22 protein-coding genes are annotated in these 23,666 nt (G+C 71.8%); 12 read left to right on the forward strand and 10 right to left on the reverse strand.

Annotated elements, in window-relative coordinates:
- Positions 1 to 116: 116 nt before the first annotated feature.
- The 3 genes from Vgi01_RS05495 (at position 117) to groL (ending at position 3,689) form a co-directional block, all read left to right on the forward strand.
- Positions 117 to 320 (forward strand): cold-shock protein, encoded by a 204-nt coding sequence (locus Vgi01_RS05495; RefSeq protein WP_018787966.1) that lies wholly within the window; start codon positions 117 to 119, stop codon positions 318 to 320.
- A 127-nt stretch (positions 321 to 447) separates the two neighbouring features.
- On the forward strand, positions 448 to 1,791 hold the full coding sequence (locus Vgi01_RS05500; RefSeq protein ID WP_204290335.1) for a hypothetical protein: 1,344 nt from the start codon (positions 448 to 450) through the stop codon (positions 1,789 to 1,791).
- A 275-nt stretch (positions 1,792 to 2,066) separates the two neighbouring features.
- The gene (groL, locus tag Vgi01_RS05505; protein ID WP_102659469.1) at positions 2,067 to 3,689 is read left to right on the forward strand and encodes a chaperonin GroEL; all 1,623 of its coding nucleotides are present in this window, start codon (positions 2,067 to 2,069) and stop codon (positions 3,687 to 3,689) included.
- 67 nt (positions 3,690 to 3,756) lie between these two features.
- Here the strand turns inward: groL and Vgi01_RS05510 are convergent, their stop codons facing one another.
- The 4 genes from Vgi01_RS05510 to Vgi01_RS05520 all read right to left on the reverse strand — a co-directional run bounded on the left by Vgi01_RS05510 (position 3,757) and on the right by Vgi01_RS05520 (position 7,733).
- On the reverse strand, positions 3,757 to 3,999 hold the full coding sequence (locus tag Vgi01_RS05510; protein ID WP_233196934.1) for a hypothetical protein: 243 nt from the start codon (positions 3,997 to 3,999) through the stop codon (positions 3,757 to 3,759).
- Positions 4,000 to 4,087: 88 nt separating this feature from the next.
- Entirely contained in the window at positions 4,088 to 5,023 is a 936-nt protein-coding gene (locus Vgi01_RS05515) for a GNAT family N-acetyltransferase (protein ID WP_204290336.1), read from the reverse strand.
- A 43-nt stretch (positions 5,024 to 5,066) separates the two neighbouring features.
- Positions 5,067 to 5,198 (reverse strand): hypothetical protein, encoded by a 132-nt coding sequence (locus Vgi01_RS31100; RefSeq protein WP_275409870.1) that lies wholly within the window; start codon positions 5,196 to 5,198, stop codon positions 5,067 to 5,069.
- Positions 5,199 to 5,324: 126 nt separating this feature from the next.
- Positions 5,325 to 7,733 (reverse strand): S8 family serine peptidase, encoded by a 2,409-nt coding sequence (locus Vgi01_RS05520; protein WP_204290337.1) that lies wholly within the window; start codon positions 7,731 to 7,733, stop codon positions 5,325 to 5,327.
- Positions 7,734 to 7,857: 124 nt separating this feature from the next.
- On the opposite strand from Vgi01_RS05520, the gene Vgi01_RS05525 reads away from it, so the two are divergent.
- Positions 7,858 to 9,675, forward strand: a complete 1,818-nt coding sequence (locus Vgi01_RS05525; RefSeq protein WP_204290338.1) for a glycerol-3-phosphate dehydrogenase/oxidase — start codon at positions 7,858 to 7,860, stop codon at positions 9,673 to 9,675.
- 85 nt (positions 9,676 to 9,760) lie between these two features.
- Positions 9,761 to 10,270, forward strand: coding sequence for a hypothetical protein (locus Vgi01_RS05530; RefSeq protein ID WP_204290428.1), 510 nt, complete (start codon positions 9,761 to 9,763; stop codon positions 10,268 to 10,270).
- A gap of 44 nt (positions 10,271 to 10,314) precedes the next feature.
- On the opposite strand, the gene Vgi01_RS05535 is transcribed toward Vgi01_RS05530, so the two are convergent.
- On the reverse strand, positions 10,315 to 11,715 hold the full coding sequence (locus Vgi01_RS05535; RefSeq protein WP_204290339.1) for an FAD-binding oxidoreductase: 1,401 nt from the start codon (positions 11,713 to 11,715) through the stop codon (positions 10,315 to 10,317).
- A 69-nt stretch (positions 11,716 to 11,784) separates the two neighbouring features.
- Here Vgi01_RS05535 and Vgi01_RS05540 point away from each other — a divergent pair, with 69 nt between their 5' ends.
- The gene (locus Vgi01_RS05540; RefSeq protein WP_126711328.1) at positions 11,785 to 12,075 is read left to right on the forward strand and encodes a DUF4031 domain-containing protein; all 291 of its coding nucleotides are present in this window, start codon (positions 11,785 to 11,787) and stop codon (positions 12,073 to 12,075) included.
- Here the strand turns inward: Vgi01_RS05540 and Vgi01_RS05545 are convergent.
- On the reverse strand, positions 12,062 to 12,724 hold the full coding sequence (locus tag Vgi01_RS05545) for an HD domain-containing protein (RefSeq protein ID WP_204290340.1): 663 nt from the start codon (positions 12,722 to 12,724) through the stop codon (positions 12,062 to 12,064). The two genes, Vgi01_RS05540 and Vgi01_RS05545, sit on opposite strands and share 14 nt — an antisense overlap.
- Before the next feature lie 167 nt (positions 12,725 to 12,891).
- On the opposite strand from Vgi01_RS05545, the gene Vgi01_RS05550 reads away from it, so the two are divergent.
- Complete coding sequence (locus Vgi01_RS05550) at positions 12,892 to 14,085, forward strand: FUSC family protein (protein WP_239088807.1); 1,194 nt, start codon at positions 12,892 to 12,894, stop codon at positions 14,083 to 14,085.
- A gap of 89 nt (positions 14,086 to 14,174) precedes the next feature.
- A complete protein-coding gene (locus Vgi01_RS05555) occupies positions 14,175 to 15,668 on the forward strand; it encodes a PrsW family intramembrane metalloprotease (RefSeq protein ID WP_204290429.1) in 1,494 nt (497 codons plus the stop codon).
- A gap of 37 nt (positions 15,669 to 15,705) precedes the next feature.
- On the opposite strand, the gene Vgi01_RS05560 is transcribed toward Vgi01_RS05555, so the two are convergent.
- Together Vgi01_RS05560 and Vgi01_RS05565 are read right to left on the reverse strand one after the other, a co-directional pair.
- On the reverse strand, positions 15,706 to 15,873 hold the full coding sequence (locus Vgi01_RS05560; RefSeq protein WP_013736159.1) for a hypothetical protein: 168 nt from the start codon (positions 15,871 to 15,873) through the stop codon (positions 15,706 to 15,708).
- A gap of 90 nt (positions 15,874 to 15,963) precedes the next feature.
- Positions 15,964 to 16,302 (reverse strand): GroES family chaperonin, encoded by a 339-nt coding sequence (locus Vgi01_RS05565; protein WP_203223022.1) that lies wholly within the window; start codon positions 16,300 to 16,302, stop codon positions 15,964 to 15,966.
- A gap of 160 nt (positions 16,303 to 16,462) precedes the next feature.
- Between Vgi01_RS05565 and Vgi01_RS05570 the strand changes: the two genes are divergently transcribed.
- Positions 16,463 to 17,770: an AI-2E family transporter gene (locus Vgi01_RS05570; RefSeq protein WP_148272344.1), complete on the forward strand. Its 1,308-nt coding sequence runs from the start codon at positions 16,463 to 16,465 to the stop codon at positions 17,768 to 17,770.
- Between the two features lie 13 nt (positions 17,771 to 17,783).
- On the opposite strand, the gene Vgi01_RS05575 is transcribed toward Vgi01_RS05570, so the two are convergent.
- The gene (locus Vgi01_RS05575; RefSeq protein ID WP_239088808.1) at positions 17,784 to 19,928 is read right to left on the reverse strand and encodes an ATP-dependent DNA helicase; all 2,145 of its coding nucleotides are present in this window, start codon (positions 19,926 to 19,928) and stop codon (positions 17,784 to 17,786) included.
- 136 nt (positions 19,929 to 20,064) lie between these two features.
- On the opposite strand from Vgi01_RS05575, the gene Vgi01_RS05580 reads away from it, so the two are divergent.
- The 3 genes from Vgi01_RS05580 to Vgi01_RS05590 all read left to right on the forward strand — a co-directional run bounded on the left by Vgi01_RS05580 (position 20,065) and on the right by Vgi01_RS05590 (position 22,564).
- Positions 20,065 to 20,571, forward strand: a complete 507-nt coding sequence (locus Vgi01_RS05580; RefSeq protein ID WP_013736155.1) for a DUF402 domain-containing protein — start codon at positions 20,065 to 20,067, stop codon at positions 20,569 to 20,571.
- A 357-nt stretch (positions 20,572 to 20,928) separates the two neighbouring features.
- Entirely contained in the window at positions 20,929 to 21,555 is a 627-nt protein-coding gene (locus Vgi01_RS05585) for a DUF47 domain-containing protein (protein ID WP_013736154.1), read from the forward strand.
- A 4-nt stretch (positions 21,556 to 21,559) separates the two neighbouring features.
- On the forward strand, positions 21,560 to 22,564 hold the full coding sequence (locus tag Vgi01_RS05590) for an inorganic phosphate transporter (RefSeq protein ID WP_204290342.1): 1,005 nt from the start codon (positions 21,560 to 21,562) through the stop codon (positions 22,562 to 22,564).
- A gap of 67 nt (positions 22,565 to 22,631) precedes the next feature.
- On the opposite strand, the gene Vgi01_RS05595 is transcribed toward Vgi01_RS05590, so the two are convergent.
- Positions 22,632 to 23,600 (reverse strand): Gfo/Idh/MocA family protein, encoded by a 969-nt coding sequence (locus Vgi01_RS05595; RefSeq protein ID WP_204290343.1) that lies wholly within the window; start codon positions 23,598 to 23,600, stop codon positions 22,632 to 22,634.
- Positions 23,601 to 23,666: the final 66 nt, after the last annotated feature.

The raw sequence follows: 23,666 nt of genomic DNA on the forward strand, positions 1-23,666 counted from the left end.
GTCACCCTATTCCGTGGTCGTCGATGACTGCCGAAGACGGTGAGTTTCGGGCCGTCCGGCGTGCCGCCGGCCCGGCCCGGAGGTAGGGGAACGCCGCGCAGAGTGAGGACAACACCGTGGCACAGGGCACCGTGAAGTGGTTCAACGCCGAGAAGGGCTACGGCTTCATCGCCGTCGACGGCGGGCAGGACGTGTTCGTCCACTTCTCCGCGATCGAGATGGACGGCTACAAGGCGCTGGACGACGGCCAGCGGGTGGAGTTCGAGATCGCCCAGGGCCAGAAGGGCCCCCAGGCCGAGCGGGTACGCCTCATCGCCTGAGTGCGTTCCACCCACGCCGGCAGACCGTCGGTACGGGTGGCGTGGTCGCGGCCGGAGGGGGGCTGCGGTGCGGATACCTCACAAGGGAAGATCGTGAGCCGGAACCAGCTGTCGCTGAGGAGGGTTCATGTCCGACCAGCCACCCCCGGCAGGTCCACCGAATTCGTCACCAGACGAATCGGCCCCGTCCGTCGGTGCTTCCAGTTGGCAGCCCACCGACCCGACGGCACCTGCCTCGCCGCAACGAGATCCGGCCACCGCGGGTCCGCCGTCACCTCCGCCGCAGGGGTACGGCCCGGCCTCCGCGACGCCGCCTGGTGAATACGGCCCGCCCGCTGCCGCACCGCCAGCCGGGTACGGCCCGCCACCCGGCGACTACGGCCCGCCGGTAGCCCCGCCGCCGGGCGGGTACGGCTCGCCACCTGGCGGGTACGGTCCGCCTGTAGCCCCGCCGCCGGGCGGGTACGGTCCGCCGCCGGGCGGTTCGCCGGGTAACCCGCCGCTCTGGGGCGGATATCCCGCCTATCCCGGCCAGCCGGCTCCGCTGGTCGGCAATCCTCAACAGCCGGTGCCGGTCTATCCCGGCCAGCCCTTCCACGGCTGGTACGACCCGGCGGCGTACGGGCTCGATCCCGCCGACGCCCTGGTCACTCCGCCCGGTGCGGGTATCAATGGTTGGTTCAGCCGCTGCTGGGGTGCGGTGCGCCGGGGCTGGAGCCTGCTGCTGCCGATCGTCGTGCTGACCCAGGTGCTGCCGGCGGCGGCGCTGTCGGTGCTCGGGCTGATCTTCGACCCGTCGGCCCGGTGGGAGGCAGAGATCGCCGCCGACTCTGCGGCCCTGCCCGCCAACTTCGGTGTCGACCTGGCGAAGTGGATGGGTGTGCTGGTCGCCGGGGGTCTGATCTTCGGTCTGGTGCAGTGTGTCGGGTGGGCCGCCGGCACGTGGGTGATCGCCCGCCAGGCAGCCGGTGCACAGGTCAGCCTCGGGGGCGCATTCGGCTACGGCGTGCGCCGGGCGTTCGGCCTCTGGGGCTGGACGCTGCTCATCGGCCTGATCGTGACCCTCGGCTTCTGCCTCTGCTTCCTGCCCGGTGTCTACGCGGGCTTCGCGCTGGCCATGGCCGGACCGGTCTACCTCTTCGAGCGCCACGATCCGTTCGGCCGCTCGCACCGGATGCTGCGCGACCGGCTGGGGCTGCTGCTCGGCCGGGTGGCGTTGACGGCCGGCGTGGTGATCGCCATCGGGTTCGTCGCCGGCGTGGTGGAGGGGGTCGTGCTCATGCCGTTCGGCACCGCGCCGCTCGAAGCCGTGGACACCGCCGTCGGCGCGGTCCTGGTGATCGTCGGGGCGGCGCTGGTGGGACTGCCGGCACATCTGGCCCAGCTGGTCGGGCTGGTGGTCACGTACGCCGAACAGCGGGCCCACGAGGGTCCGGTGAACAGTGGGCGACTGGCTGCCGAACTCGGCTGAACCGGGCCATCGTGCTTGCACTCGGCAGGGGAGAGTGCTAAACAAGTCATTGGCACTCGCGTAGTGTGAGTGCCAACTGGTCGGGACGGTGGGGCTACGGCCGCGCTCGTGGCATAACCGCGGGTGAGGCATGTGGCCGGTCGTCGCGGGCTATCCGGCCCGGCCGAGGAGACGTCGTCGTCGCCAGGTGGCGACGTCCCAAGGTGCGTACACCAGACGGTTCATCCGGGGCACACACTCGGGTGGCCCGTGAGTGTCCAGGAGGACAACGCCGTATGGCCAAGATGATCGCGTTCGACGAAGAGGCGCGCCGCGGCCTCGAGCGGGGCATGAACCAGCTCGCCGACGCCGTGAAGGTGACCCTCGGCCCCAAGGGCCGCAACGTGGTGCTCGAGAAGAAGTGGGGTGCCCCCACCATCACCAACGATGGTGTGAGCATCGCCAAGGAGATCGAACTCGAGGACCCGTACGAGAAGATCGGCGCTGAGCTGGTCAAGGAGGTCGCCAAGAAGACCGACGACGTGGCCGGTGACGGCACGACGACGGCGACCGTCCTGGCCCAGGCTCTCGTGCGCGAGGGTCTGCGCAACGTGGCCGCCGGCGCCAACCCGATGGCCCTGAAGCGGGGCATCGAGGCCGCCGTGGCCAGCGTCTCGGAGGAGCTGCTGAAGCTCGCCAAGGACGTTGAGACCAAGGAGCAGATCGCCTCCACCGCCTCCATCTCCGCCGGTGACAACACCGTCGGCGAGATCATCGCCGAGGCGATGGACAAGGTCGGCAAGGAAGGCGTCATCACCGTCGAGGAGAGCAACACCTTCGGGCTGGAGCTGGAGCTCACCGAGGGTATGCGCTTCGACAAGGGCTACATCTCGGCCTACTTCATGACCGACCCGGAGCGTATGGAGGCCGTCTTCGACGACCCGTACATCCTGATCGCCAACAGCAAGATCTCGTCGGTCAAGGACCTGCTCCCGATCCTGGAGAAGGTCATGCAGGGCGGCAAGCCGCTGCTGATCATCGCCGAGGACCTGGAGGGCGAGGCCCTGGCCACCCTGGTGGTCAACAAGGTCCGGGGCACCTTCAAGTCGGTCGCCGTCAAGGCGCCGGGCTTCGGTGACCGCCGCAAGGCCATGCTGACCGACATCGCCATCCTCACCGGTGGTCAGGTCATCAGCGAGGAGGTCGGCCTCAAGCTGGACGCCGCCGGTCTCGACATGCTGGGCCGCGCCCGCAAGGTCGTGGTGACCAAGGACGAGACCACCATCGTCGACGGTGCCGGTGACGCCGAGCAGATCCAGGGCCGGGTGAACCAGATCCGGGCCGAGATCGACAAGAGCGACTCCGACTACGACCGGGAGAAGCTGCAGGAGCGTCTGGCCAAGCTGGCCGGCGGTGTTGCGGTGATCAAGGTCGGCGCGGCCACCGAGGTCGAGCTCAAGGAGCGCAAGCACCGCATCGAGGACGCGGTGCGCAACGCCAAGGCCGCTGTCGAGGAGGGCATCGTCCCGGGTGGTGGCGTCGCGCTGGTGCAGGCCGGCAAGACCGCCTTCGACAAGCTGGACCTGACCGGCGACGAGGCGACCGGCGCGCAGATCGTCAAGATCGCGCTGGACGCCCCGCTGCGGCAGATCGCCGTCAACGCCGGCCTCGAGGGCGGCGTCGTGGTGGAGCGGGTTCGCAACCTCGACGCGGGTCACGGCCTCAACGCCGCGAGCGGCGAGTACGTCGACCTGCTGGCCGCGGGCATCATCGACCCGGCCAAGGTGACCCGTTCAGCGCTGCAGAACGCCGCGTCGATCGCCGCGCTGTTCCTCACCACCGAGGCCGTGGTGGCGGACAAGCCGGAGAAGACCCCGGCCGCCCCGGCTGGCCCGGGTGGCGGGGAGATGGACTTCTGAGTCCAGCTTCAACCTGAAAGGGCGGGCCGCGTCAGCGGTCCGCCCTTTTCCTGTCGGGGCGACTTCCCTATCGGGGCACGGGGCGCTGGTTGCGCCGCTTCTGCGCCCGGTCGTACGGCGGACGGTGTGGCACCGGCTCGTCCACCAGGATGAGTGGTTCCTCGGGTGCTTCGGTCGTTCCGGTCATCTCCGCCAGCTGCTCGGCGTCGCCGTAATCCAGCCGGTTGATCGGCAGTGTGCCCGGCAGGTCGTGGACCGGGGCCCAGCCGGCAGGCAACGCCTCCGAGGCCTGATCGTCGTCCGTGGTCATGGCTGCCTCCTCTATACCGAACGGTAAGGGGCGTCGATGACCCGGGCGGGCGAACGGCGCTATCGGAGGCTATGCACCCTTCGCCCGGTTACGCCGAGTCGAGGCTCCGGCGATACAGGAAGAAGACCCGCTCGATCCGGGCTCCCGCACTGCGTGAATAGAACGGCACCGGACCGACCCAGCCGATCTGTGCGGTCTCGATCCCGGCGGCCCGCTGGTCGGCCAGGCAGCGCCGCAGCAGGACGCCGCCGATGCCGGATCCCTCGGCTGCGGGTGCCGTACCCATCGGCCCGAACCAACTCGGCCGCGCCGACCCGTAGGCGGCGAAGCCGAGTAGCTCGCCGTCGCGTTCGGCCAGGTGGCAGCCGGCGTCCGGGCGTCCGAGCGAGCCGGCCAGTTCGGCGTCCCAGGAGCCGCCGAAGGTGGCCCGGGAGAAGGCGGCGAGCGCCGGCAGGTCGGCAGGCTCGGCACGGCGTACGGTCACCCCCTGCCCGGCGAGGCGGGTCTCGGCGGCCTCCGTGGAGCGCAGCGCCGGTGACCCGTCGTACGACAGGTCGACGGTCATGTTCCAGGCCGTGCGGTCCTGCGTGTAGCCGAGTGCGAGGGCCAGGCAGACCGCCGGGGTGTACCTGACGTCCACCCCGGGCCAGGCGTAGTGCGGCGGGTTGCCGGCGAGAAGCACCTCGACCGCGCCCAGTTCGGCAAGCGCCTGCTCGGCGTGCCCGAGCAGTGCCCGGCCGACGCCCTGACGCCGCTGGCGTGGCTCCACGGCCACCAGGTCCACGTGCCCCGCGCGGCCGTCGCCGTCGGCCAACGAACAGATCAGTACGCCGATCAACTCACCGGCCCGGTACGCCCCGAACACTCGCACCGTCCGGTCGGCCTCGGCGCGTACCCAGAGCGTCGTCACGAGTGGCTCGGCCTCGGTCGCGTCCTCCGGCAGGTCGAGCGCCCGTCGACACAGTCGCACCACCTCGGGAGCCCGTTCGAGGGTCAACTCGGTGACGGTCGTCTCGGCATCCATGGCTGCCGACCCTAGATCATCGCCGATCCGGTGTCAGACCCGCTCATGGTGAGGTGCTGATGCCGCCTCGGACACTCAACGGATCGTCGACGCTGGACTTGGTGACCACCTGGATCGCTCCACAGCACAGGGCCACGACGAGGGCGGGCACGCCCAGCAGGACCAGCAGCGCCATGCCGCGCCACCGGGCAACCGACGGCGCCAGGGGAGCGCCGGGTGAATGACCGTGCATGAGCCTGCAAGATAGCAGTTCACGGACCGTTTGTGACCCCTTGACGAGATCTGCTCACATTGCGTGAGGTCAGCCGCGGGCGGCGCGTACGGCCGCGTACGCGTCGACCAGGCCGGCGCCGATCACGTTGCGCGTACCACCGCAGGCGTCGGTCCGCTCCGCCGAATCGGTACCGGTCGGGACGGCGGTGGCCGTGGCGCGCAGCAGTTGCCGGGTCCGATCGAGGTCCCCGACCAGGTCGGGATCGGCCGACCACATCAGCGCAACCACGCCCGCCACCTGGGGGGTGGCCATGGAGGTGCCGTCGAGGGTGGCGTACCCGCCGCCGGGCATCGCGGAGAGCACGTCCGCTCCCGGAGCCATCAGGTCCGGTTTGGCCACCCCGCCGGGCGCCGGGCCCCGGGAGGAGAAGGCGGCGACCTGACGCCGCTGGTCCACCGCGCCGACGGTGAGCACGTCCGGGTACGGTGCGGGCGGGTCCTGTACCGAATCGCAGAGCGGTCCGCTGTTGCCGGCCGCCGCGACGACCAGGATTCCCGCCGCCTCCAGCGCGTCCGTGGCCGGTCGTAGCGCTTGCGGATCACAGCCCTCGATCGGCGGGCAGCCCCACGAGTTGGTCAGGATCTCCGGTGCGCGGGCCGGTCGGCCGTCGGTGAACGGGTCACCGCCGGGCGGGAAGGGCGCCAGCATGAACTGAAGGCAGTCGAGGTAGGAGGCCGGATTGCCGAGATTGCGGTCGAGGTTGACGCAGCCCACCCAGTTCGCCCCCGGCGCGACGCCTATGCCGCCCCGGCCGACCGCGCTGCCCACCGTGTGGGTGCCGTGCCCGCTGCGGTCGGTCGGCGTACGGGTGCCGTTCCACGGATCGAACCAGGAATCGTCGCCGCCCCGGAAGTTCTCGACAAGCGTCGGATGCCGCCCGTCCACCCCGGAGTCGGAACTGCCCACGGTCACCCCGGCCCCGGTGACGCCAAGCTCGGACCAGACCCGGTCCGCGCCGATCATGGTGATGTTCCAGGGCGGGCCGTCCGGCGCCGGTGCGTGACCGACCGCCGGCGCGGCGGGTGAGGGCAACGGGCGCAGCCGCTGGCTGACCAGCACCCGAGCCACCTCGGGCCGGCGGGACAGCCAGGCCCGTACCGCCGGTCCACCGTCCACCTCGATCGCGTTGACCAGGTAGTACGGCCGGTGTTCCAGTCGCAGCCGGCGCAGGTCGCGACGCAACTCGGCCTGGGTGCGTTCGGCGGTGGCGACCAGTCGCCGGTAGACCTGCTCGGCGCGGGCGTCGCGGCCCGCCTTACCCGTCCCGGTCGGCAGGTCGGCGAGATCCGCCTGCTCGCGCAGCAGCACGAAGAGCCGCTCGCCGTGCAGGCCGGGCTGACCGACCCCGACACCGATCGCACCGACCGCGACCAGCAGGACCAGCGTGGTCAGCCCGGCCAGTGCGGGGCGGGGCGGGCGTGCCGCCGGACGGGCCAGCAGCAGGCCGTACGCGATGGCCAGCACCAGCGCGACGAGGAGCCCGACACCTGTCGCGACCGCCACCCAGAACGGCACGTCCCGGGTGGTGGCGAGCAGCAGGCTGATCTCCTCCGGGTCGGTGAACGCCAGCGGACCGAACACGGTGAGCCCGACCAGCCAGACGGTGGAGGTGCGGCCCGCGGTCCGGGGGTGTCGACGGGTCAGCGCGTGCAGCGCGGCCAGCGCGAAGCCCACCGGTGGCAGCGCCACCAGCAGCGGCAACTGGGCACCGGACTGGCCGGTGCCGGCACCGACCAGCAGCAGCACCACCCCCGCGACCAGCCCACCCAGCAGGACCAGTCGAGCTGGCCGGGGCGGCTGGCCACCGGTGAAGTGGTCCCAGAACCGGGCATCGAGCAACGCCGCCGCCAGCGCCCCGACGGCCGCTGCGGCCAGCCCGGCGACCACGGTTTCCAGCAGACCACCGAGCGCGCCCAGCCAGACCCACGGCACCAGCAGGGCCAGCCCGGCGGCCAGAGCCAGCCAGGTCGCCACCGATGGCCGCAGGCTGCGGGGCCGCGCCGGTGCCGGCCACCGGTCGGCCCCGGTCAGCCGGCTCGACACCCACCTGGCGACCAGCGCCAGCAGGGTGGCCGTGACGGCCAGCGCGGCAAGGTACGCCTCGTGGTGCACCGGGGGGATCGCCCGCAACAGCCCGAGTACGCCAAGCGTCAGCGCCCCGGCCAGCCACACCCGACCAGCGCTCCGGATCGTCGCCGAGCGGGGCACCATCGCCAGCGGCAGGGCGGCCGTGCCGATCGCGACGACGGTGAACAGGCTCACCAACGGCCAGAGCAGCGCCAACCGATCCAGCGCGGTGATCAACAGCACCTGGTCGACGGCCCACCCGCCGGTCTGCGACACGACGGTGACCCCGACCGCCCAGCAGCCGATCAGGACCGTGACGACGACCGCCCAGGGGCTGCTGGCAGTGCCAGATGAGTAGTCCGCCCGCATCCGCACACAGTACGACGCAGGCCGCACCCGGCCGGTGGGCTCGGCACGAAGGGTGGACGAGGAGGGAGCGGGCCGGCCCTGGCGGCGAAGGTCGCGGGTACGGCGGGACGGTTACGGTGGAGCGATGCGCGATCCACACGTACTGCGATCCGTCGCCGGGCAACTCTCGTCCTCCCGCCGGGCCAGCGACCTGCGTCGGCTGCGGGCCGAGCGCTTCGACGTGCTGATCATCGGTGGAGGCGTGACCGGTGCGGGCGCGGCCGTCGATGCCGCGTCGCGGGGGCTGAAGGTGGCCCTGGTGGAGGCGCGGGACTTCGCGGCCGGCACCTCCAGCCGATCCAGCAAGCTGATCCACGGCGGCCTGCGCTACCTGGAACAGTTGGAGTTCAACCTGGTGCACGAGGCGCTGACCGAGCGGGGGCTGCTGGCCACCCGGTTGGCACCGCACCTGGTACGCCCGGTGCCGTTCCTGGTGCCGCTGCCCGCCGGTGACGGCGTACGGGGCCTGCCCGCCCGGATCGTCCGGCGGGCCTACTACGGCGCCGGGGTGGCCGCGTACGACGCCTTCGCGGGTCTGTTCGGCGGAGGCCGGGGCATGCCGCTGCACCGGCACCTGAGCCGGGAGGGCGCCCGCCGGATCTTTCCGAGCCTGCGCACCGACGGGCTGGCCGGAGCGATCCGCTACTACGACGGGCAGGTGGACGATGCCCGGCTGGTCGTCACCCTGGCCCGCACCGCCGCGAGCCTGGGGGCGACAGTGGTCAGCAGCGCCCAGGCGGTCGGCCTGATCCGGCAGGCCCGGGAGGTCACCGGGGTGCGGATACGTGACCTGGAGGCACCGGCCGGCTCCCCGGACGCCGAGTTCGAGGTGCAGGCGCGATCGGTGATCGCGGCAACCGGGGTGTGGACCGACGACATGTCCCGCATGCTCAACGACGTCGGGCTGCGCCCCGGCATCCGGGTACGGGCCTCCAAGGGCGTGCACCTGGTGGTGCCCCGCTCGGCGATCACCGGGGACACCGGGCTGATCCTGCGGACGGCGACGAGCGTGCTGTTCGTCATCCCGTGGGGCGGGCACTGGATCATCGGTACCACGGACACCGACTGGCGGTTGGACCGTTCCCACCCGGCGGCCTCCGCCAGCGACATCGACTACCTGCTGCGGCAGGTCAACACCGTGCTCGACCGGCCGCTGACCACCGCCGACATCGAAGGTGTCTACGCCGGGCTGCGCCCGCTGCTGGCCGGCGAGGCGGACTCCACCTCCAAGCTGTCCCGGGAACACGCGGTCATCGAGCCGATGCTCGGCCTGCTGCTTGTCGCCGGGGGCAAGTACACGACGTACCGGGTGATGGCCGCCGACGTGGTCGACCGGGCCGCGCGTCGGCTCGGCTGGCCACGGCCGTCGCGTACCGCCGACCTGCCGTTGCTCGGCGCCGACGGGTACGCGGCCATGTGGCGGGACCGGGCCGTCCTGGCCCGCCGGCACGGGTTGCCGGTCGGCGTGGTGGAGCACCTGCTCGAACGCTACGGCAGCCTGACCCTGGATCTGCTCGCCCTGATCGACGCCGATCCGCTGCTGGCCTCTCCGCTGGCGGGGGCACCGGAGTACCTCGCGGCCGAGGTGACCTACGCGGCTCGGGCCGAGGGAGCGTTGCACCTGGAGGACGTGCTGACTCGGCGTACCCGGATCTCGTTCGAGACCACCCACCGGGGCCTGGAGTCGGCCGAACACACGGCCGAGTTGATGGGCGCGGTGCTCGGGTGGGACGCCGACCGGCGGGCCCGGGAGGTGGCGCACTACCGGGCCCGGGTGATGGCCGAACGGCAGTCGCAGTTGATGCCGGACGATGCGACGGCCGACGCGGCCCGGCTCGGTGCGCCGGACGTGCGCGGCTACGCCGCCGACCGGGGCGCCGACGATGCCGGGCTTCCACGCTGAGCAGTCCACTTCGGGCATTGTCTGCGGCAGATGTCCGCATGACGGGTTCCGCTCGCTACCTACGGTGAGGTAAGTTCCGCGCGTGATGGCGCTTTCCTGGTCGCGGCTGGCTCACCTTTGCGCATCCGCCCTACTGGCGGTTGCTGTCACAGGGTGCGCCCCGTTCGGCGACCAGCGCGACCCGTCGACCCAACCGGCGGCGGCCGGCAACGCCGCCGGCACCAGCGGCAAGTACCGGGTCAGCCTGCTGCAGAACGAGGGTACGGACGGCCCGCTGCGCACCCTGAACGTGGAGCCGGACGGGCGCTGGGAGTGCGTCGACTGCGCGGGCGACGGGGTGACCTCCACGGGCGCGTTGGGCCAGGAGCACTCGGAGCGGTTGCAGCTCCTGCTGGCCGACCCAACGTTGGTGATGGAGACCGACGAGGCGCGCGGCTACAAGGTCACCTGCGTCGGCGCGCTGACCTCCAGCCTGCTGACCACCGCCGGGCTGATCACCTCGCAGGACTGCCCGGGTGAGGAGCGCCCGCCGGTGGCGGAGGAGATCCTGCTGCTGCTCACCCAGAACACCCCCGCGCAGCTCACCTCGTCCTAGGCGGGGCGGGCCGACAGGGCGGGCCGACGGGGCGGCCGACCGTTTCAGAGCACCTTGCCGGGGTTGAGCAGCCCGGCCGGATCCAGGGCGGACTTGATCGCCTGGTGCACCCGTACGCCGACCGGCCCGATCTCCCGGGCCAGCCACTCCCGTTTGAGCAGGCCGACGCCGTGCTCCCCGGTGCAGGTGCCGCCGAGTTCCAGACCGAGGCGCATGATCTCGTCGAAGGCCCGCCGGCCGCGTTCCAGGCTGGCCGGGTCGTTGCGGTCCACCACGATGTTGGGGTGCATGTTGCCGTCGCCGGCATGACCGACGACACCGATCGGCACCGCACACTCCGCAGCGATCCGGGCCACCCCGTCGAGGAGGGCGGCCAACGCGCCCCGGGGCACGGCCAGGTCGTCGATGATCAAGCCGCCGTTGCCGCCCGGGTACGTGTCGGCGGCGTACTTCTCCATCGCCGGATGGGCCAGCCGGCGGGCCTGCAACAGGGCGGCGGCCTCCGCCGCGTCGGTGGCCGCGTACACCTCCTCGGCGCCGGCCGCCGTGCAGACCGCGGCCAGTTCGGCCAGGTCCTCGGCGGCCCGTGGGCCGGTGTCGGCGGCGGCCAGCAGCAGCGCCTCGGCGTCGGTCCGCAACCCCATCGGCCGGTACGCCTCGATCGCCACCAGATGGGTGCGGTCGAGCAGTTCGAGCAGGCTGGGGGAGAGGCCCTGGGCGGCGATCCGGGCCACCGCCTCGCCGGCCGCGCCGGTCGAGCCGAAGACGGCGACCAGGGTCAGCGATGCCGCCGGGGCGGGTCGCAGCGCCACCGTCACCTCGGTGATCACCCCGAGGGTGCCCTCCGAGCCCACGAAGAGCCGGGTCAGGTCGTATCCGGCGACCCCCTTGGCGGTACGTCGTCCGGTGCGCAGCACCTCGCCGGAGGCGAGCACCACCTCCAGCCCGAGCACGTACTCGGTGGTCACGCCGTACTTGACGCAGCACATCCCGCCCGCGTTGGTGGCGACGTTGCCGCCGATGGTGGACGACTCCCACGAGCCCGGATCCGGCGGATACCAGAGCCCGTGCTCGGCCACCGCGGCGGTGAGCGCCGCGTTGACCACGCCGGGCTGCACCACGGCGATCCGGCTCACCGGGTCGATCTCCAGGATGGCGTCCATCGCCGTGGTGCTGAGCACCACCGCGCCGTCGACCGCGTTCGCCGCCCCAGCCAGCCCGGTCCGCGCCCCCTGCGGCACCACGGGTACGCCGTAACGCCCGGCCGCGCGGACCACGGCGGCCACCTCCTCGGTGCTGCGCGGCCGGGTTACCACCACTGGCGTGCCGGAAGCGCACAGGTCGGCCTCGTCGCGCTCGTACCCGCGCAGCAGGTCCGGATCGGTGAGCACCGCGTCCGGCCCGAGGGCGGCGCGCAGGTCGTCGAGGAGGAGGGAGGCGGCCATGTCGCCGAGGCTACGGCCGGCCGCCGGTGATCATCAAACGGATGCCCGGTCCCGGGTACCGTGGCTGCCGTGATCTACCTGGACCGGCCGGCCTGGCCGGCGCGTGGTCGTCTCTGGTCACACCTGATCAGCGACGTCTCCCTCGCCGAACTGCACGTCTTCGCCGAGGCGTTGGGCGCACCCCGGCGCGGCTTCGACCGCGACCACTACGACATCCCCGCCGACCGGTTCGACATGGCGGTCTGGCTCGGTGCCGAGGTACGGCCCAGCCGCGACCTGGTCCGCCTGCTGTACGCGGCGAACCTCCGCCGCCCCAAACACCTGCACCGGGTGCCGAGCCAGCCGGTCAGTCGACCGTGACGTCCTGATCCGCCGCCTGCAGGGTGCCCAGTTCGCGGGCGAGGTTGGCCCGGGCCCGAGGCTCCCAGTGGGTGGCCGGCCTCGGCAGGCGGAAGATGCTGGGCAGGGCGAGCAGGTGGGTGAGGACCTGGGCGCGGCCGATCCGGTAGGCGGCCGGCGGCACGTGGGCGTACTCCCGGCGGATCGCGCTCGCGTACCTGTCGTACTCCGGCTCGGCTGCGGCCAGCACGGCCAGGTCGGCGTCGCAGAGCAGCACCCCGTCGGCGTCCGCCGGATCCACCTGGTGCCCGGCGGTGAGCAGGACCAGCCGGCGCACCTCGGCGACCTCGGGACCGGGCAGCCCGGCGCCGGTGAGCAGGGTGTCGGCGAGCGCGGCGCTGTCGCGTTCGTTGCGGTCGCCCGCCGCCCGTGGGTCGTACACCGCGTCATGGCACCAGGCGGCGAGCCGGACCAGGTCCGGGCGTCGCCCCGCCGAGGCGTACCCGTCGACGACGTCGAGCACGGCGGTCAGGTGGTCGACCGTGTGGTAGTGCCGGTGCGGCTCCCGCCACCGTTCGAGCAGTTCGCTCCCGGTCGCCTCGATCGCCGCAGGGTCACTCGCCCCGGCGGCCCGGACCGTAGTACGCCACCGCTCGATCAGTCCCGCCATCCGGCCAGTCTGCCGTATCGGGGGACATCGTCGGCCCGACGGTGCGATCGGTACCGCTGCGCGAGGATTGTCCCGGCGCGCGGCGGGTAGTAGCGGCCATGGCGGAGGCCCGGAAGCGACGTTTTCGAGTGCTGCGCCGTGACCGGATACGCCAGAGCCTGTCCGACATGGGCACGGCACGGATCACCGAAACCGCAGCGCAGGTGCGCCAACGGGGCAAAGCGACCCTGCACGACCGCCTGCACCGGGTCCGGATGTCGCTCGCCCTGGCCGTACAGGCGGGTCTTGCGGCCGGACTGAGCTGGGTGGCCGCGCACGAACTGCTGGGCAACCCGCAGCCGGTCTTCGCCCCGATCTCCGCCGTGGGCACCCTCGCCGTCTCGGTGGGGCAGCGATTCCGGCGGACCGTGGAGCTGATCATCGGAGTGGCGGTCGGGGTGGCGGTCGGCGACATCCTCGTCCACTTTCTCGGCACCGGTCCGTGGCAGCTCGCGCTGGTCGTCACCGTCGCCATCCTGCTGACCATCTTCGCCGGAGGAAGCGTCGCCATCGTCATCCAGGCCGCGGCCACGGCGGTGCTGATCGTGACCCTCAGCCCGACGGTCGAAGCCCTGGAGATCCCCCGGTTCGTCGACGCGTTCGTCGGCGGTGGCATCGCGCTGCTGGTCACCGCGATCCTGCTGCCGCTCAACCCGTTGCGGGTGCTCAACCGGGCCGCCCGGCCCGCCCTGGACCTGCTCGCCGACCAGCTCGACGCCGCCGCCGACGGGCTGCGCGCCCGGGACCGGGACAAGGTCCAGACGGCGCTGGACCGGCTGCGCGACAACAAGGCGGAACTGGCCACCCTCACCGAGGCGATCGAGGGCGCCAAGGAGACCGCCCTGCTCTCCCCGGCGCGCTGGCACCGGCGCAGCGAACTCACCCACTATGCCGAGGCGGCCGACCCGATCGATCGGACGATGCGTAACAGCGGCACCCTGATCCGGCGTGCGGTCACCCTGATCGAGGACGCCGAACCGGTGCCGGAGCCGATGCCGGACGCGGTCGCCCATCTCGCCGAGGCGGTCCGCCTGCTCAAGCGCGAGTTCGCCCAGGGTGAGGAGCCCGAGCGGGCCCGGGAGCGCTCGCTGCGCGCGGTCAGCGATGCCGGCCGGGCGTACGCCGAGGGGGTCGGCTTCTCCGGCAGTGTGGTGGTGGCCCAGGTGCGTACCACCGCCAGCGACCTGATTGTGGCCTCGGGGATCAGCCAGGAGGAGGCGAACCGGATGGTCCGGCAGTCCTTCGGCGAGACCGACAGGCCCGGTTCCCCGGCCGGCCCGGAACCGGAAGTGAAGCAGCCCACCGCGCCGCCGGTCGGCTGAGCACGTCCGCCCGGCTCTGGAGCACCCCCGCCCGGTGTGAAGCGCGCCCGCCCGAGCCCGGAGCACGCAGGTGGCCGGCGTTGCCGCCGATGTCTGCGGCCCGGCGAGCCGGACATGACTACGCTGACCGCATGGCCGACACCCCGTCCGGCGGTCCCCTGCCGCCGTCGCCGCCCGTGCCCGCCGCGCCGCCCGGTGGGAACGGGGCACCTGGAGTGCCCCGTCGTCGGCTGGGTTGGCGCCGCGCCCTGGTGCTGAGCGGGGCGATCCTGCTGATCGCGGCCTGTGCGATCTTCATGCTCTTCACGCTCGGCACCAACCTCGGTACGGAGGCGCTGCTGATCGGTGCCGCCGCCGCGATCCTGCCGGTTCCGGTGCTGGTGGCCTGCTTCCTCTGGCTGGACCGGTACGAACCGGAGCCGCTCAAATACCTGATCTTCTGCTTCGGCTGGGGTGCCTTCGTCTCCACCGCGGCATCCCTGCTGGTCAACGAGACCGCCGCCGGGTGGTTCGAGGATCAGGGCCTGCCCGTCGCGCTCACTGCCGTGCTGGTCGCCCCCTTCATCGAGGAGCTGACCAAGGCGATCGCCCCGATCCTGCTGCTGGTGTTCCGGCGTCGGGAGTGGTCCGGCATCACCGACGGCCTGGTCTACTGCGGGTTGTCCGCGATCGGCTTCGCGATGGTGGAGAACATCCTCTACCTCGGTGGGCACGGGTACGCCTCGGGCGCGGAGCAGTACGGCCCGGCCACCGGGGCGCAGCAGGTGATCGCCATCTTCATCGTCCGGATCCTGCTGTTCGGGTTCGCCCATCCCCTGTTCACCGCGATGACCGGTATCGGGCTCGGCATCGCCGCGCGGACGGCGGACCGTCGGGTCCGGGTGTTCGCACCGATCGCCGGTCTGCTGCTGGCGATGATGCTGCACGGGGCGTGGAACCTGATCCCGACGCTCACCCAGGCCACCGGCCAGGTGCTGATCTCGCTCTTCGGCTTCGTCGGCGTGATGGTGCCGATCTTCTTCGGCATGGTCGGCCTGGCGGTCTGGCTACGGGCCTGGGAAGGTCGCCTCACCGAGCGGATCCTGCCGGACTACGTGCGCGCCGGTTGGCTCACGCCACCGGAGGTGGCGGCGCTGAGCAGTCTCGGCCGCAGGCACGCGGCCCGGGCCTGGGCCCGACGGGTGGCCGGCGACGCCGGTCTGCGCGCCATGCGCGGCTACCAGTTCGCGGCGACCCGGTTGGCGCTGCTGCGCGACGGCTCCCTGCGCGGACTGGACCGTCGGCCCGTCGACCGGGAGCGGACGGCGCGGGAGGAACGGGAGCTGCTGGACTCGATAAGCGTCTACCGGTCGTTCTTCGTGGGGCGGGACCCGCAGACACCTGTCGGCGTCTGGGACGGTCACCGCTACCATCTGCGCTTTCCGGACGGATCGCAGCGTGCGGTGGACGCGCCGGAGGACCCGGTGGTCCCGATCCCGGTGGTGCTCGCCGCGCCCCCGCCGCCTGCGCCGTACCCGGGTCACCACCCTCCGCCGGGCTGGTACGGACCGCGCCCGGTGACACCCTGGCCACCGCACCGCTGACCGGTCCGTCGAGGCTGCCGGTCGAACTCGGGCGTGGTCAGGTCATCAGGCTGGTGAGGAAGTCCCCGAACCCCTGGGCCATCATCACCAGGGCGCCGCCGATCGCCTTGAACATCTGCGCCGCGCCCTCCGGGCGGAACGCCATGAAGTAGATCAGGAACGCGAGGCTTCCCCAGGCCAACACCTTCTTCACGAATACCGGCATCGTCCCTCCCCAGGGCCGGTGGTGCGGCTGGCTTCCCGCCGGGGAGCGTGGCAAACGACGCGGACCGTGTCGGTGCGGTGCCGGGAAGGCTCAGAGGTAGAGCCCGGTGGCGTCTTCCTCGACTCGTTCGGCGGCCACCGCGTGCACGTCGCGCTCGCGCAACAACACGTAGCCGCGCCCGTGCAACTCGACCTCGGAACGGTCGTCGGGGTCGAAGAGCACCCGGTCGCCGGAGACGATGGAGCGGACGTTGGGCCCCACGCCCACGGCGGTGGCCCAGGCCAGGCGCTTGCCCACGGCTGCGGTGGCCGGGATCACGATGCCGGCGGTGGAGCGGCGCTCCCCCTCGCTGCCCTCCATGCGCACCAGGACCCGGTCGTGCAGCAGCCGGATGGGGAGGCCGGAGTCGAGGTCGTGGTCGGCTGTCACGTCGCAGACGCTACCGTGTCGTTTCCGGCAAGCCGCCGGTGGTCTGCGATTCACCGGACCGTCGGCGGGGCAATGTGTGGTGCAAACCTGACCTACTGTCGAGTCGCCGGGCGTATCCTGTCCGCCCTGGCGCCGTGCACGGGCCGAATCCTGCCGGGAGGTGCGCTTGAGCCGATTCGAGCGGTTACGTGGACGGTTGCGCCGCGCGTACGAGTCGGGCCGGGACACGGTCCGCGCCGCCCGCAGCACGCCGCCCGATGTGCCCACGCCCGCCCGGGCGGCCTCGCCGTCGGAACCGGGGCCGGTGGCACCGCCGGCCGCCACCGTGGTCGGCGCGGAGCCACCGTCCCCGGCCCTGCACCACTCCACCTCCAGCCGCGACGACGCGGACGTGCCGCACGCGCTGCGCATCGCCGCCGCCTGGTCGTGGCGGCTGATCGTCGTCGGCGTGGTGTTCTGGGCGCTGGTGAAGCTGGTCAGCACCATCAGCATCGTGATCATTCCGCTCGCGGTGGCGATGCTGCTCTCGGCGTTGCTGGCACCGGCGGTGGGTTGGCTGCTGCGGGCCCGGCTGCCGAAGTCGCTGGCGACCGCGGTGGTGCTGGTCGCCGGGCTCGCCGCGGTGGTCGGCACGCTGACCCTGGTGGTCAACGAGTTCATCAAGGGTGTGCCGGAGCTGGCCGCGAAGTCGAGCCAGGGCCTGCAACAGATCCAGGACTGGCTCAAGACCGGGCCGCTGCACCTGTCGGACAACGACCTCGACCGCTATCTCGAAGAGGCCCAACAGTGGGTCAACAACAACACCGAGCAGTTCACCAGCGGCGCGCTCTCCACTGCGACGACGCTGGCAGAGGTGCTGACCGGCACGATCCTGGTGCTGTTCGCGGCGTTCTTCTTCCTGCGTGACGGCAACATGATCTGGCGCTTCGTGGTCCGGCTGCTGCCGGTCGCCGCCCGTTGGAAGGTCGACGACGCGGGGCGCGCCTCCTGGGCCACCCTGGTCGCCTACGTCCGGGCGACGGTGCTGGTCGCCTTCATCGACGCCGTGGGCATCGGCATCTTCCTGGTCATCTTCGACATCCCGTTCGCCTTCCCGCTGGCCGCCCTGGTGTTCCTCGGTGCGTTCATCCCGATCATCGGCGCGACGCTCTCCGGCGGCGTGGCGGTGCTCGTCGCCCTCGTCGACAGCGGGCCGGTCACCGCGCTGATCATCCTCGGTGTGGTGATCGGGGTGCAGCAGGTCGAGGGGCACATCCTCCAGCCGTTGATCATGGGCCGGGCGGTGGCCATCCACCCGCTCGCGGTGATCATCGGGCTGGCCGCCGGTGTGGTCCTCGCCGGGATCACCGGAGCGCTGGTCGCGGTCCCGTTGATCGCGGTACTCAACACCGCGGTACGTCGGCTCGCCGCCCGTACCGTTCCCGACACCCCGCCCGACGCGGTCGTCGTCGCCTCCCGCGCACCCTGACCGCGCTGGTCGGTCAGCTGTCGGCCAGCCGGGTCAGCGCACCCCGGACCACTTCCCGGCGGGTGGTGTACCAGAACGGCGGCAGCGACCGGCGCAGGAACGGGCCGTAGCCCCGGGCGGTCTCCAGCCGCGAGTCGAGCACGGCCACCACGCCACGGTCGCCGGAGGCGCGGATCAGCCGCCCGACGCCCTGCGCCAGCCGGACCGCGGCGATGGGCACGCTGACCGCGGCGAAGCCGGACCCACCCTGCGCGTCCACCGCCGCCGCCCGGGCGGCGGCCAGTGGCTCGTCGGGCCGCGGAAACGGCAGCCGGTCGATCACGACGAGCTGGCACGAGTCACCTGGCACGTCCACGCCCTGCCACAGGGACATCACCCCGAACAGGCAGCTCGACCGTTCCTCCCGGAACCGGCGGACCAGCAGCGGCAGGGCTTCCTCACCCTGCAACAGCACGGGCAGGTCGGTGCGGGCCCGCAGCAGCTCCGCGGCCTGGGTGGCGGCCCGCCGGGAGGAGAACAACCCGAGCGTACGACCACCGAGCGCGGTGACCAGCTCGATCAACTCCTCCCCGGCGGCGTCGGGCAGCCCGGAGACGCTGGGGCGGGGCAGGTGCGCGGCCACGTAGAGGATCCCCTGGCGGGGGTAGTCGAACGGGGAGCCGACGTCCAGCGAACGCCAGCCCGGCCCCGAGTCGGCGTACTGGCTGGGGGAGTCCTTGGCGCTGCCGCCGGCGGTCGGTGCGGTGCCGCCCGGTCGTACGGTCGAGGCGGCGAGCGCCTCGGCGGCCGGCGACGGCGGGCCGGGCGGTGGCGCTTCGAGGCCCAGCGCCCGGGCCACCGTGTCGAAGCGCCCGCCCAGTGCGAGTGTCGCCGAGGTGGCCACCACCGTCCGCTCGTCGTACAGGTGGGTGGCGAGCGTACCGGCGACCGACAGCGGCGCCACCACCAGCGCCCGCCGGCCGGTGTTGTCGTTGCGTTCCACCCAGGCGACGTCGTGCTCCGCCTCCTCCAGCAGCCGCTGGGCGGTGGTGGACATCTCGTCGAGGACGGCCTTGGCCTGCTGTTTGCGGACCGGGTCCGGGTCGTCGGCCTTGATGTCGCCGATGGCGTCCAGGGCGGCCCGGGTCGCCGCGTCCAGCAACGTGCACGCCTCCCGCAACGGACCGGGCAGGCCGCTGGTGATCCGTCCGGCCGGGGCCTCGGCCAGCCCGATCGCGAGAGCGTCACCGGCCTCGGTCAGCAACTCGGCCGTCTCCGGACGCAGCAACGGGCGGGCCCGCCGGGCGGACCGGTCGATGAGATCCGGGGTCAGTTCCGCCTGCGCCGCCGAGGAGACCCGATCGGCCAGCTCGTGCGCCTCGTCGACGACAAGCAGCCGGTGCGGCGGGACGATGTGTCGTCCGGCGAGCATGTCGACCGCGAGCAGGCTGTGGTTGGTCACCACGATGTCGGCTTCCCGAGCCCGGGCGCGGGAAGCCTCCGCGAAGCACTCCGCACCGTACGGGCAGCGGGCCGCGCCGACGCACTCACGGGCCGGCATCGAGGCCAGCCGCCAGGCCTGGTCGTCGACGCCCGGGTCGAGTTCGTCCCGGTCGCCGGTGTCGGTCTCCAACGCCCAGTCCCGCAGGCGTTGGATCTGCTTGCCGAGGCGGCCCGCCTCACCGAGCCAGCGGGCGCCGCCACCGGGCCGCTCGGCCGGAGCGTCGAAGAGGGTGTCCGCCGGCTCGTCCTCGGTCGAGTTGTCCAGCCGGGCCAGGCAGAGGTAGTGGTGCCGGCCCTTGAGTACGGCGTACGTAGGGCGTCGTCCCAGCAGCGGCTCGACCGCGTCGGCGAGCCGGGGCAGATCGTGCTCGACCAGCTGGGACTGCAACGCCAGGGTGGCGGTGGAGATCACCACCGGGCCGTCGACGGTGAGCGCGGGAGCGAGATAGGCAAGCGACTTGCCGGTGCCGGTGCCGGCCTGCACCAGCAGGTGCTCACCGGAGGCCACGCACTCCTCGATCGCCGTGGCCATCTGCTGCTGACCCGGACGAGCGGTGCCACCGGGCACCGCACCGACCGCGGCGGCCAGCAACTCGGCCCCACCCGGGCGATCACCGGACCGACGGGCCCTGCTGCGGGTCGAGGCGGAGCCGGTGGCGGTGCGGGGCGGGGTCACCGTGGCACGGTACCCGCCGGGACCGACGCGGGCGGTACCGATCGGACCGTGTTGCGGTTCACGCAGCGGATACCGCCCTTGCGTCCGGTAACTTCCCGACGGCGCGGCGTGGGCGTAATCGGTTAGGGTGCGACTCATGCCGAGCGACGTGGTCCGAGTGATCTACCGCAAGTACGACGGCAGCGCCCACCGGGACTATCCGGCTCGCCGGTTGGCAGAGGACGACCTCGGCATCTGGCTCGGTGTACCGGCCGGCACCAGCTCGGTCTATCACGGTCGCCCCTCGGTGGAGCAGATCCCCTTCGTCCTGCTGGTGCCGCATCAGGCCTGGTGGACGGGCATGTTCAACCCGCCGCCGCGGACCAGCGAGGTCTACTGCGACATCGCCACCCCGGCACGCTGGGAGGGCGAGGAGACCGTACACCTGGTCGACCTGGACCTGGACGTGGTCCGCCGCCGGGAAACCGGCCTGGTCGAGTTGCGCGACGAGGACGAGTTCGCCGAGCACCGGGCCCGGTTCGGCTACCCGGACGATCTGGTGGTCGAGGCCGAGGCGGCGTCCCGCTGGCTGCTCACCGCGCTGGGCGATGGCACGGAGCCGTTCGCCACCTCGTACCGTAAGTGGCTCGCCCTGGTGGTCTGACCTGGCGAAGGTCCTGGTCAGGCCGGGGTCGACCCGGCGCACATCTGCCCGGACGCCGAGCGAACGCGTCGGCGACGGGTGATGATGCAGCGATGGAGCACGACGGCGTGAGACGTTCGACACCCTGCTCTCGGGGGGGTATCCACCGCCCGGCTTCGACGTCACGTGGGCGTGCGAAGGCGCGCTGTCGGGTGCGGTGGAAGCGGTGAAGGTGAACGGAAGTTGAACGACCGGTGAATGGCACCTGGCCAGGGGTGGGCCGCCGAATCGCCGGTCGAACCGTTCCCTAGCATTCCCTCAGCAGAGCGCCGGACAGCGCGCTGACACCCCTTCCGCCGACACGACGAGGTCCGTGCTGTGAAGTTTTCCTTCCGCCCCAACGAGGGCGCCTTCTACGAGCTCTTCACCAGGGCCGCGCAGAACCTGGTCCGGGGTACCGAGCTGCTCAACGAACTTGCCCTGCCCGATGTCGAGGTGCAGTCGGTCAGCGAACGGCTCACCGAGGTCGAGCACGACAGCGACAAGATCACACACGAGCTGTACAAGAAGATCAACTCGACCTTCGTCACCCCGTTCGACCGGGAGGACATATACCGACTCGGCTCGCTGCTCGACGACGTGATGGACCACCTGGAGGCGGTGGGCAACCTGCTCTACCTCTACGGGCTGACCAAGCTGCCGTCGCTGCCGCGGGAGATGCACGAGTTGGTGCACGTGCTGGACCAGCAGGCGAAGCTGACCGCCGAGGCGATGCCCCGACTCAAGTCGATGAAGGATCTCGAGGACTACTGGATCGAGATCAACCGGCTGGAGAACGACGGCGACCAGGCGTACCGGATGCTGCTGGTGCGTCTCTTCTCCGGCGAGTACGACGCGTTGACCGTGCTGAAGATGAAGGAGGTCGCCGACGAGTTGGAGGCCGCCTGCGACTCCTTCGAGCACGTGGCCAACACCGTCGAGACCATCGCGGTCAAGGAGTCCTGAGCCTGTGAGTCCCGAGCTCATCGCGGTGTTGGCGGTGATCGGGGTGGCCTTGGTGTTCGACTACACCAACGGCTTCCACGACGCTGCCAACGCGATCGCGACAAGCATCTCCACCCGGGCGCTCACCCCCCGGGTCGCCCTGGGCATGGCGGCGGTCGGCAACTTCATCGGCGCGCACTTCGGCGCCGAGGTGGCCAAGACCGTCGGCAGCGGCCTGGTCGAGCTGCCGACCGGCGTGTCCAGCCTCGGCATCGTCTTCGCCGGCGTGATCGGCGCGATCGTCTGGAATCTCATCACCTGGTACTTCGGGCTGCCCTCGTCGTCCTCGCACGCCCTGATCGGTGGTCTGGTCGGCTCGACCGTCGCGGCCAGTGGCACGGTGCTCTGGAAGGGCATCGGCGAGAGCGTGATCATCCCGATGATCCTGTCGCCGATGGTCGGCTTCGTCCTCGGCTACATCGTGATGATCGGTGTGCAGTGGGCCTTCCGTAACGGGCACCCGGGCAAGCTGAACCGGGGCTTCCGGTGGGCCCAGACCGCCTCCGCGGCGGCCATGTCGGTCGGTCACGGCATGCAGGACGCCGCCAAGACCATCGGCATCGTGGTGCTCGCCCTCTTCGTCGGCGGCTACCAGAGCGACCCGACCCACATCCCGGAGTGGGCGTTCTGGACCTCGGCCGCCGTACTCGCCGCCGGCACGTACGCCGGTGGTTGGCGGATCATCCGCACCCTCGGTCGCAAGATCATCGACCTGCGTCCGCCGGAGGGCTTCGCCGCCGAGACGGTGGCCAGCGGTGTGCTCTACTTCAACGCCCTGGTCCTCGGCGCCCCCATCTCCACCACCCACACGATCACCTCGGCGATCATGGGTGTGGGTGCCACCAAGCGGCTCTCCGCCGTCCGGTGGGGCGTGGCCGGCAACATCGTCGGTGCCTGGATCCTGACCTTCCCGGCCGCCGGCTCGATCGGCGCCCTGATGTACTTCCTGGTCCGCCCCCTGTTCAGCTGAGCGGTAAGGAAGGGCCCCCTGTTAACGCCTCGCGTAGTACAGGGGGCCCCTTTTAACACGCAGCACCTCAGAGGTACGAGACACCGATCTGCGCGCGTACCTCGTCGAGCAGGCCCATGATCTCCAGCGTGGCGGAGTGCGGCACCAGCGGACTCTCGGTCAGCCCCTCGGCCAGGCAACGTTGCACCTCGATGGCCTCGTACTGGTAACCCGAGCCGACCAGTTCGGCGGTGAACGTTTCCGTCTCGGCGCTATCGCGGTGCAGGTGGAAGGCCTCCGGCCGGAAGAACGGCTCGGGCAGGTCGATCCGCCCGGCGGTGCCGGTGATCGACGCGGTGACGCCGGTGGCCCCCACCAGGCCGCAGCTCAGCGTGGCGATCGCGCCCGAGTCGTACCCGAGGACCAGGCCGGTGTTCTCGTCGGTGCCTTCCGGACCCAGCTTCGCCCACGACCGCACGTGCTGCGGCACGCCCAACAGCAGGTGGGCCAGGCTCACCGGATAGATGCCGAGATCCAGCAGGGCGCCGCCGCCCAGCGCCCGGGCCCGCAGCCGATGCTCCGGCGGGAACGGACCGGCCAGGCCGAAGTCGGCCCGGACGCTTGTCACCGTGCCGATCGCGCCGTCCGCGATCAGCTCGCAGACCCGCAGGATGAGCGGGTTGCAGCGCATCCACATCGCTTCCATCAGGAAGACCCCGGCCGCGCGGGCGGTGTCGACCAGTTCGGTGCTGGTGGGCAGGTCGAGGGTGAACGGCTTCTCCAGCAGCACCGCCCGGCCGGCGGCCAGGCAGGTGCGGGCCGCCTCGTGGTGCGCGACGTGCGGGGTGGCCACGTAGACGACGTCCAGGTCGGTGTCGGCGGCCAGTTCCGCCCAGGAGGCGTACGCCCGGGCAGCGCCGTGCCGGTCGGCGAAGCGCTGCGCGCTCTCGGCGGTTCGTGAGCCGACCGCGACCAGTTCGGCCCCCGGCACCAGCCGGAGGTCCTCGGCGAAGCGGGCGGCGATGTGGCCGGTGGCCAGGATGCCCCAACGAGTCATGGCGTGACGCTACCGAAGATCACCACTGCCTCGTACGGCCGATCCACCCGTCGAGACCGCGACGAG

Origin of the sequence: Micromonospora gifhornensis (genome assembly GCF_016863515.1) — a bacterium.
Classification (GTDB): domain Bacteria; phylum Actinomycetota; class Actinomycetes; order Mycobacteriales; family Micromonosporaceae; genus Micromonospora; species Micromonospora gifhornensis.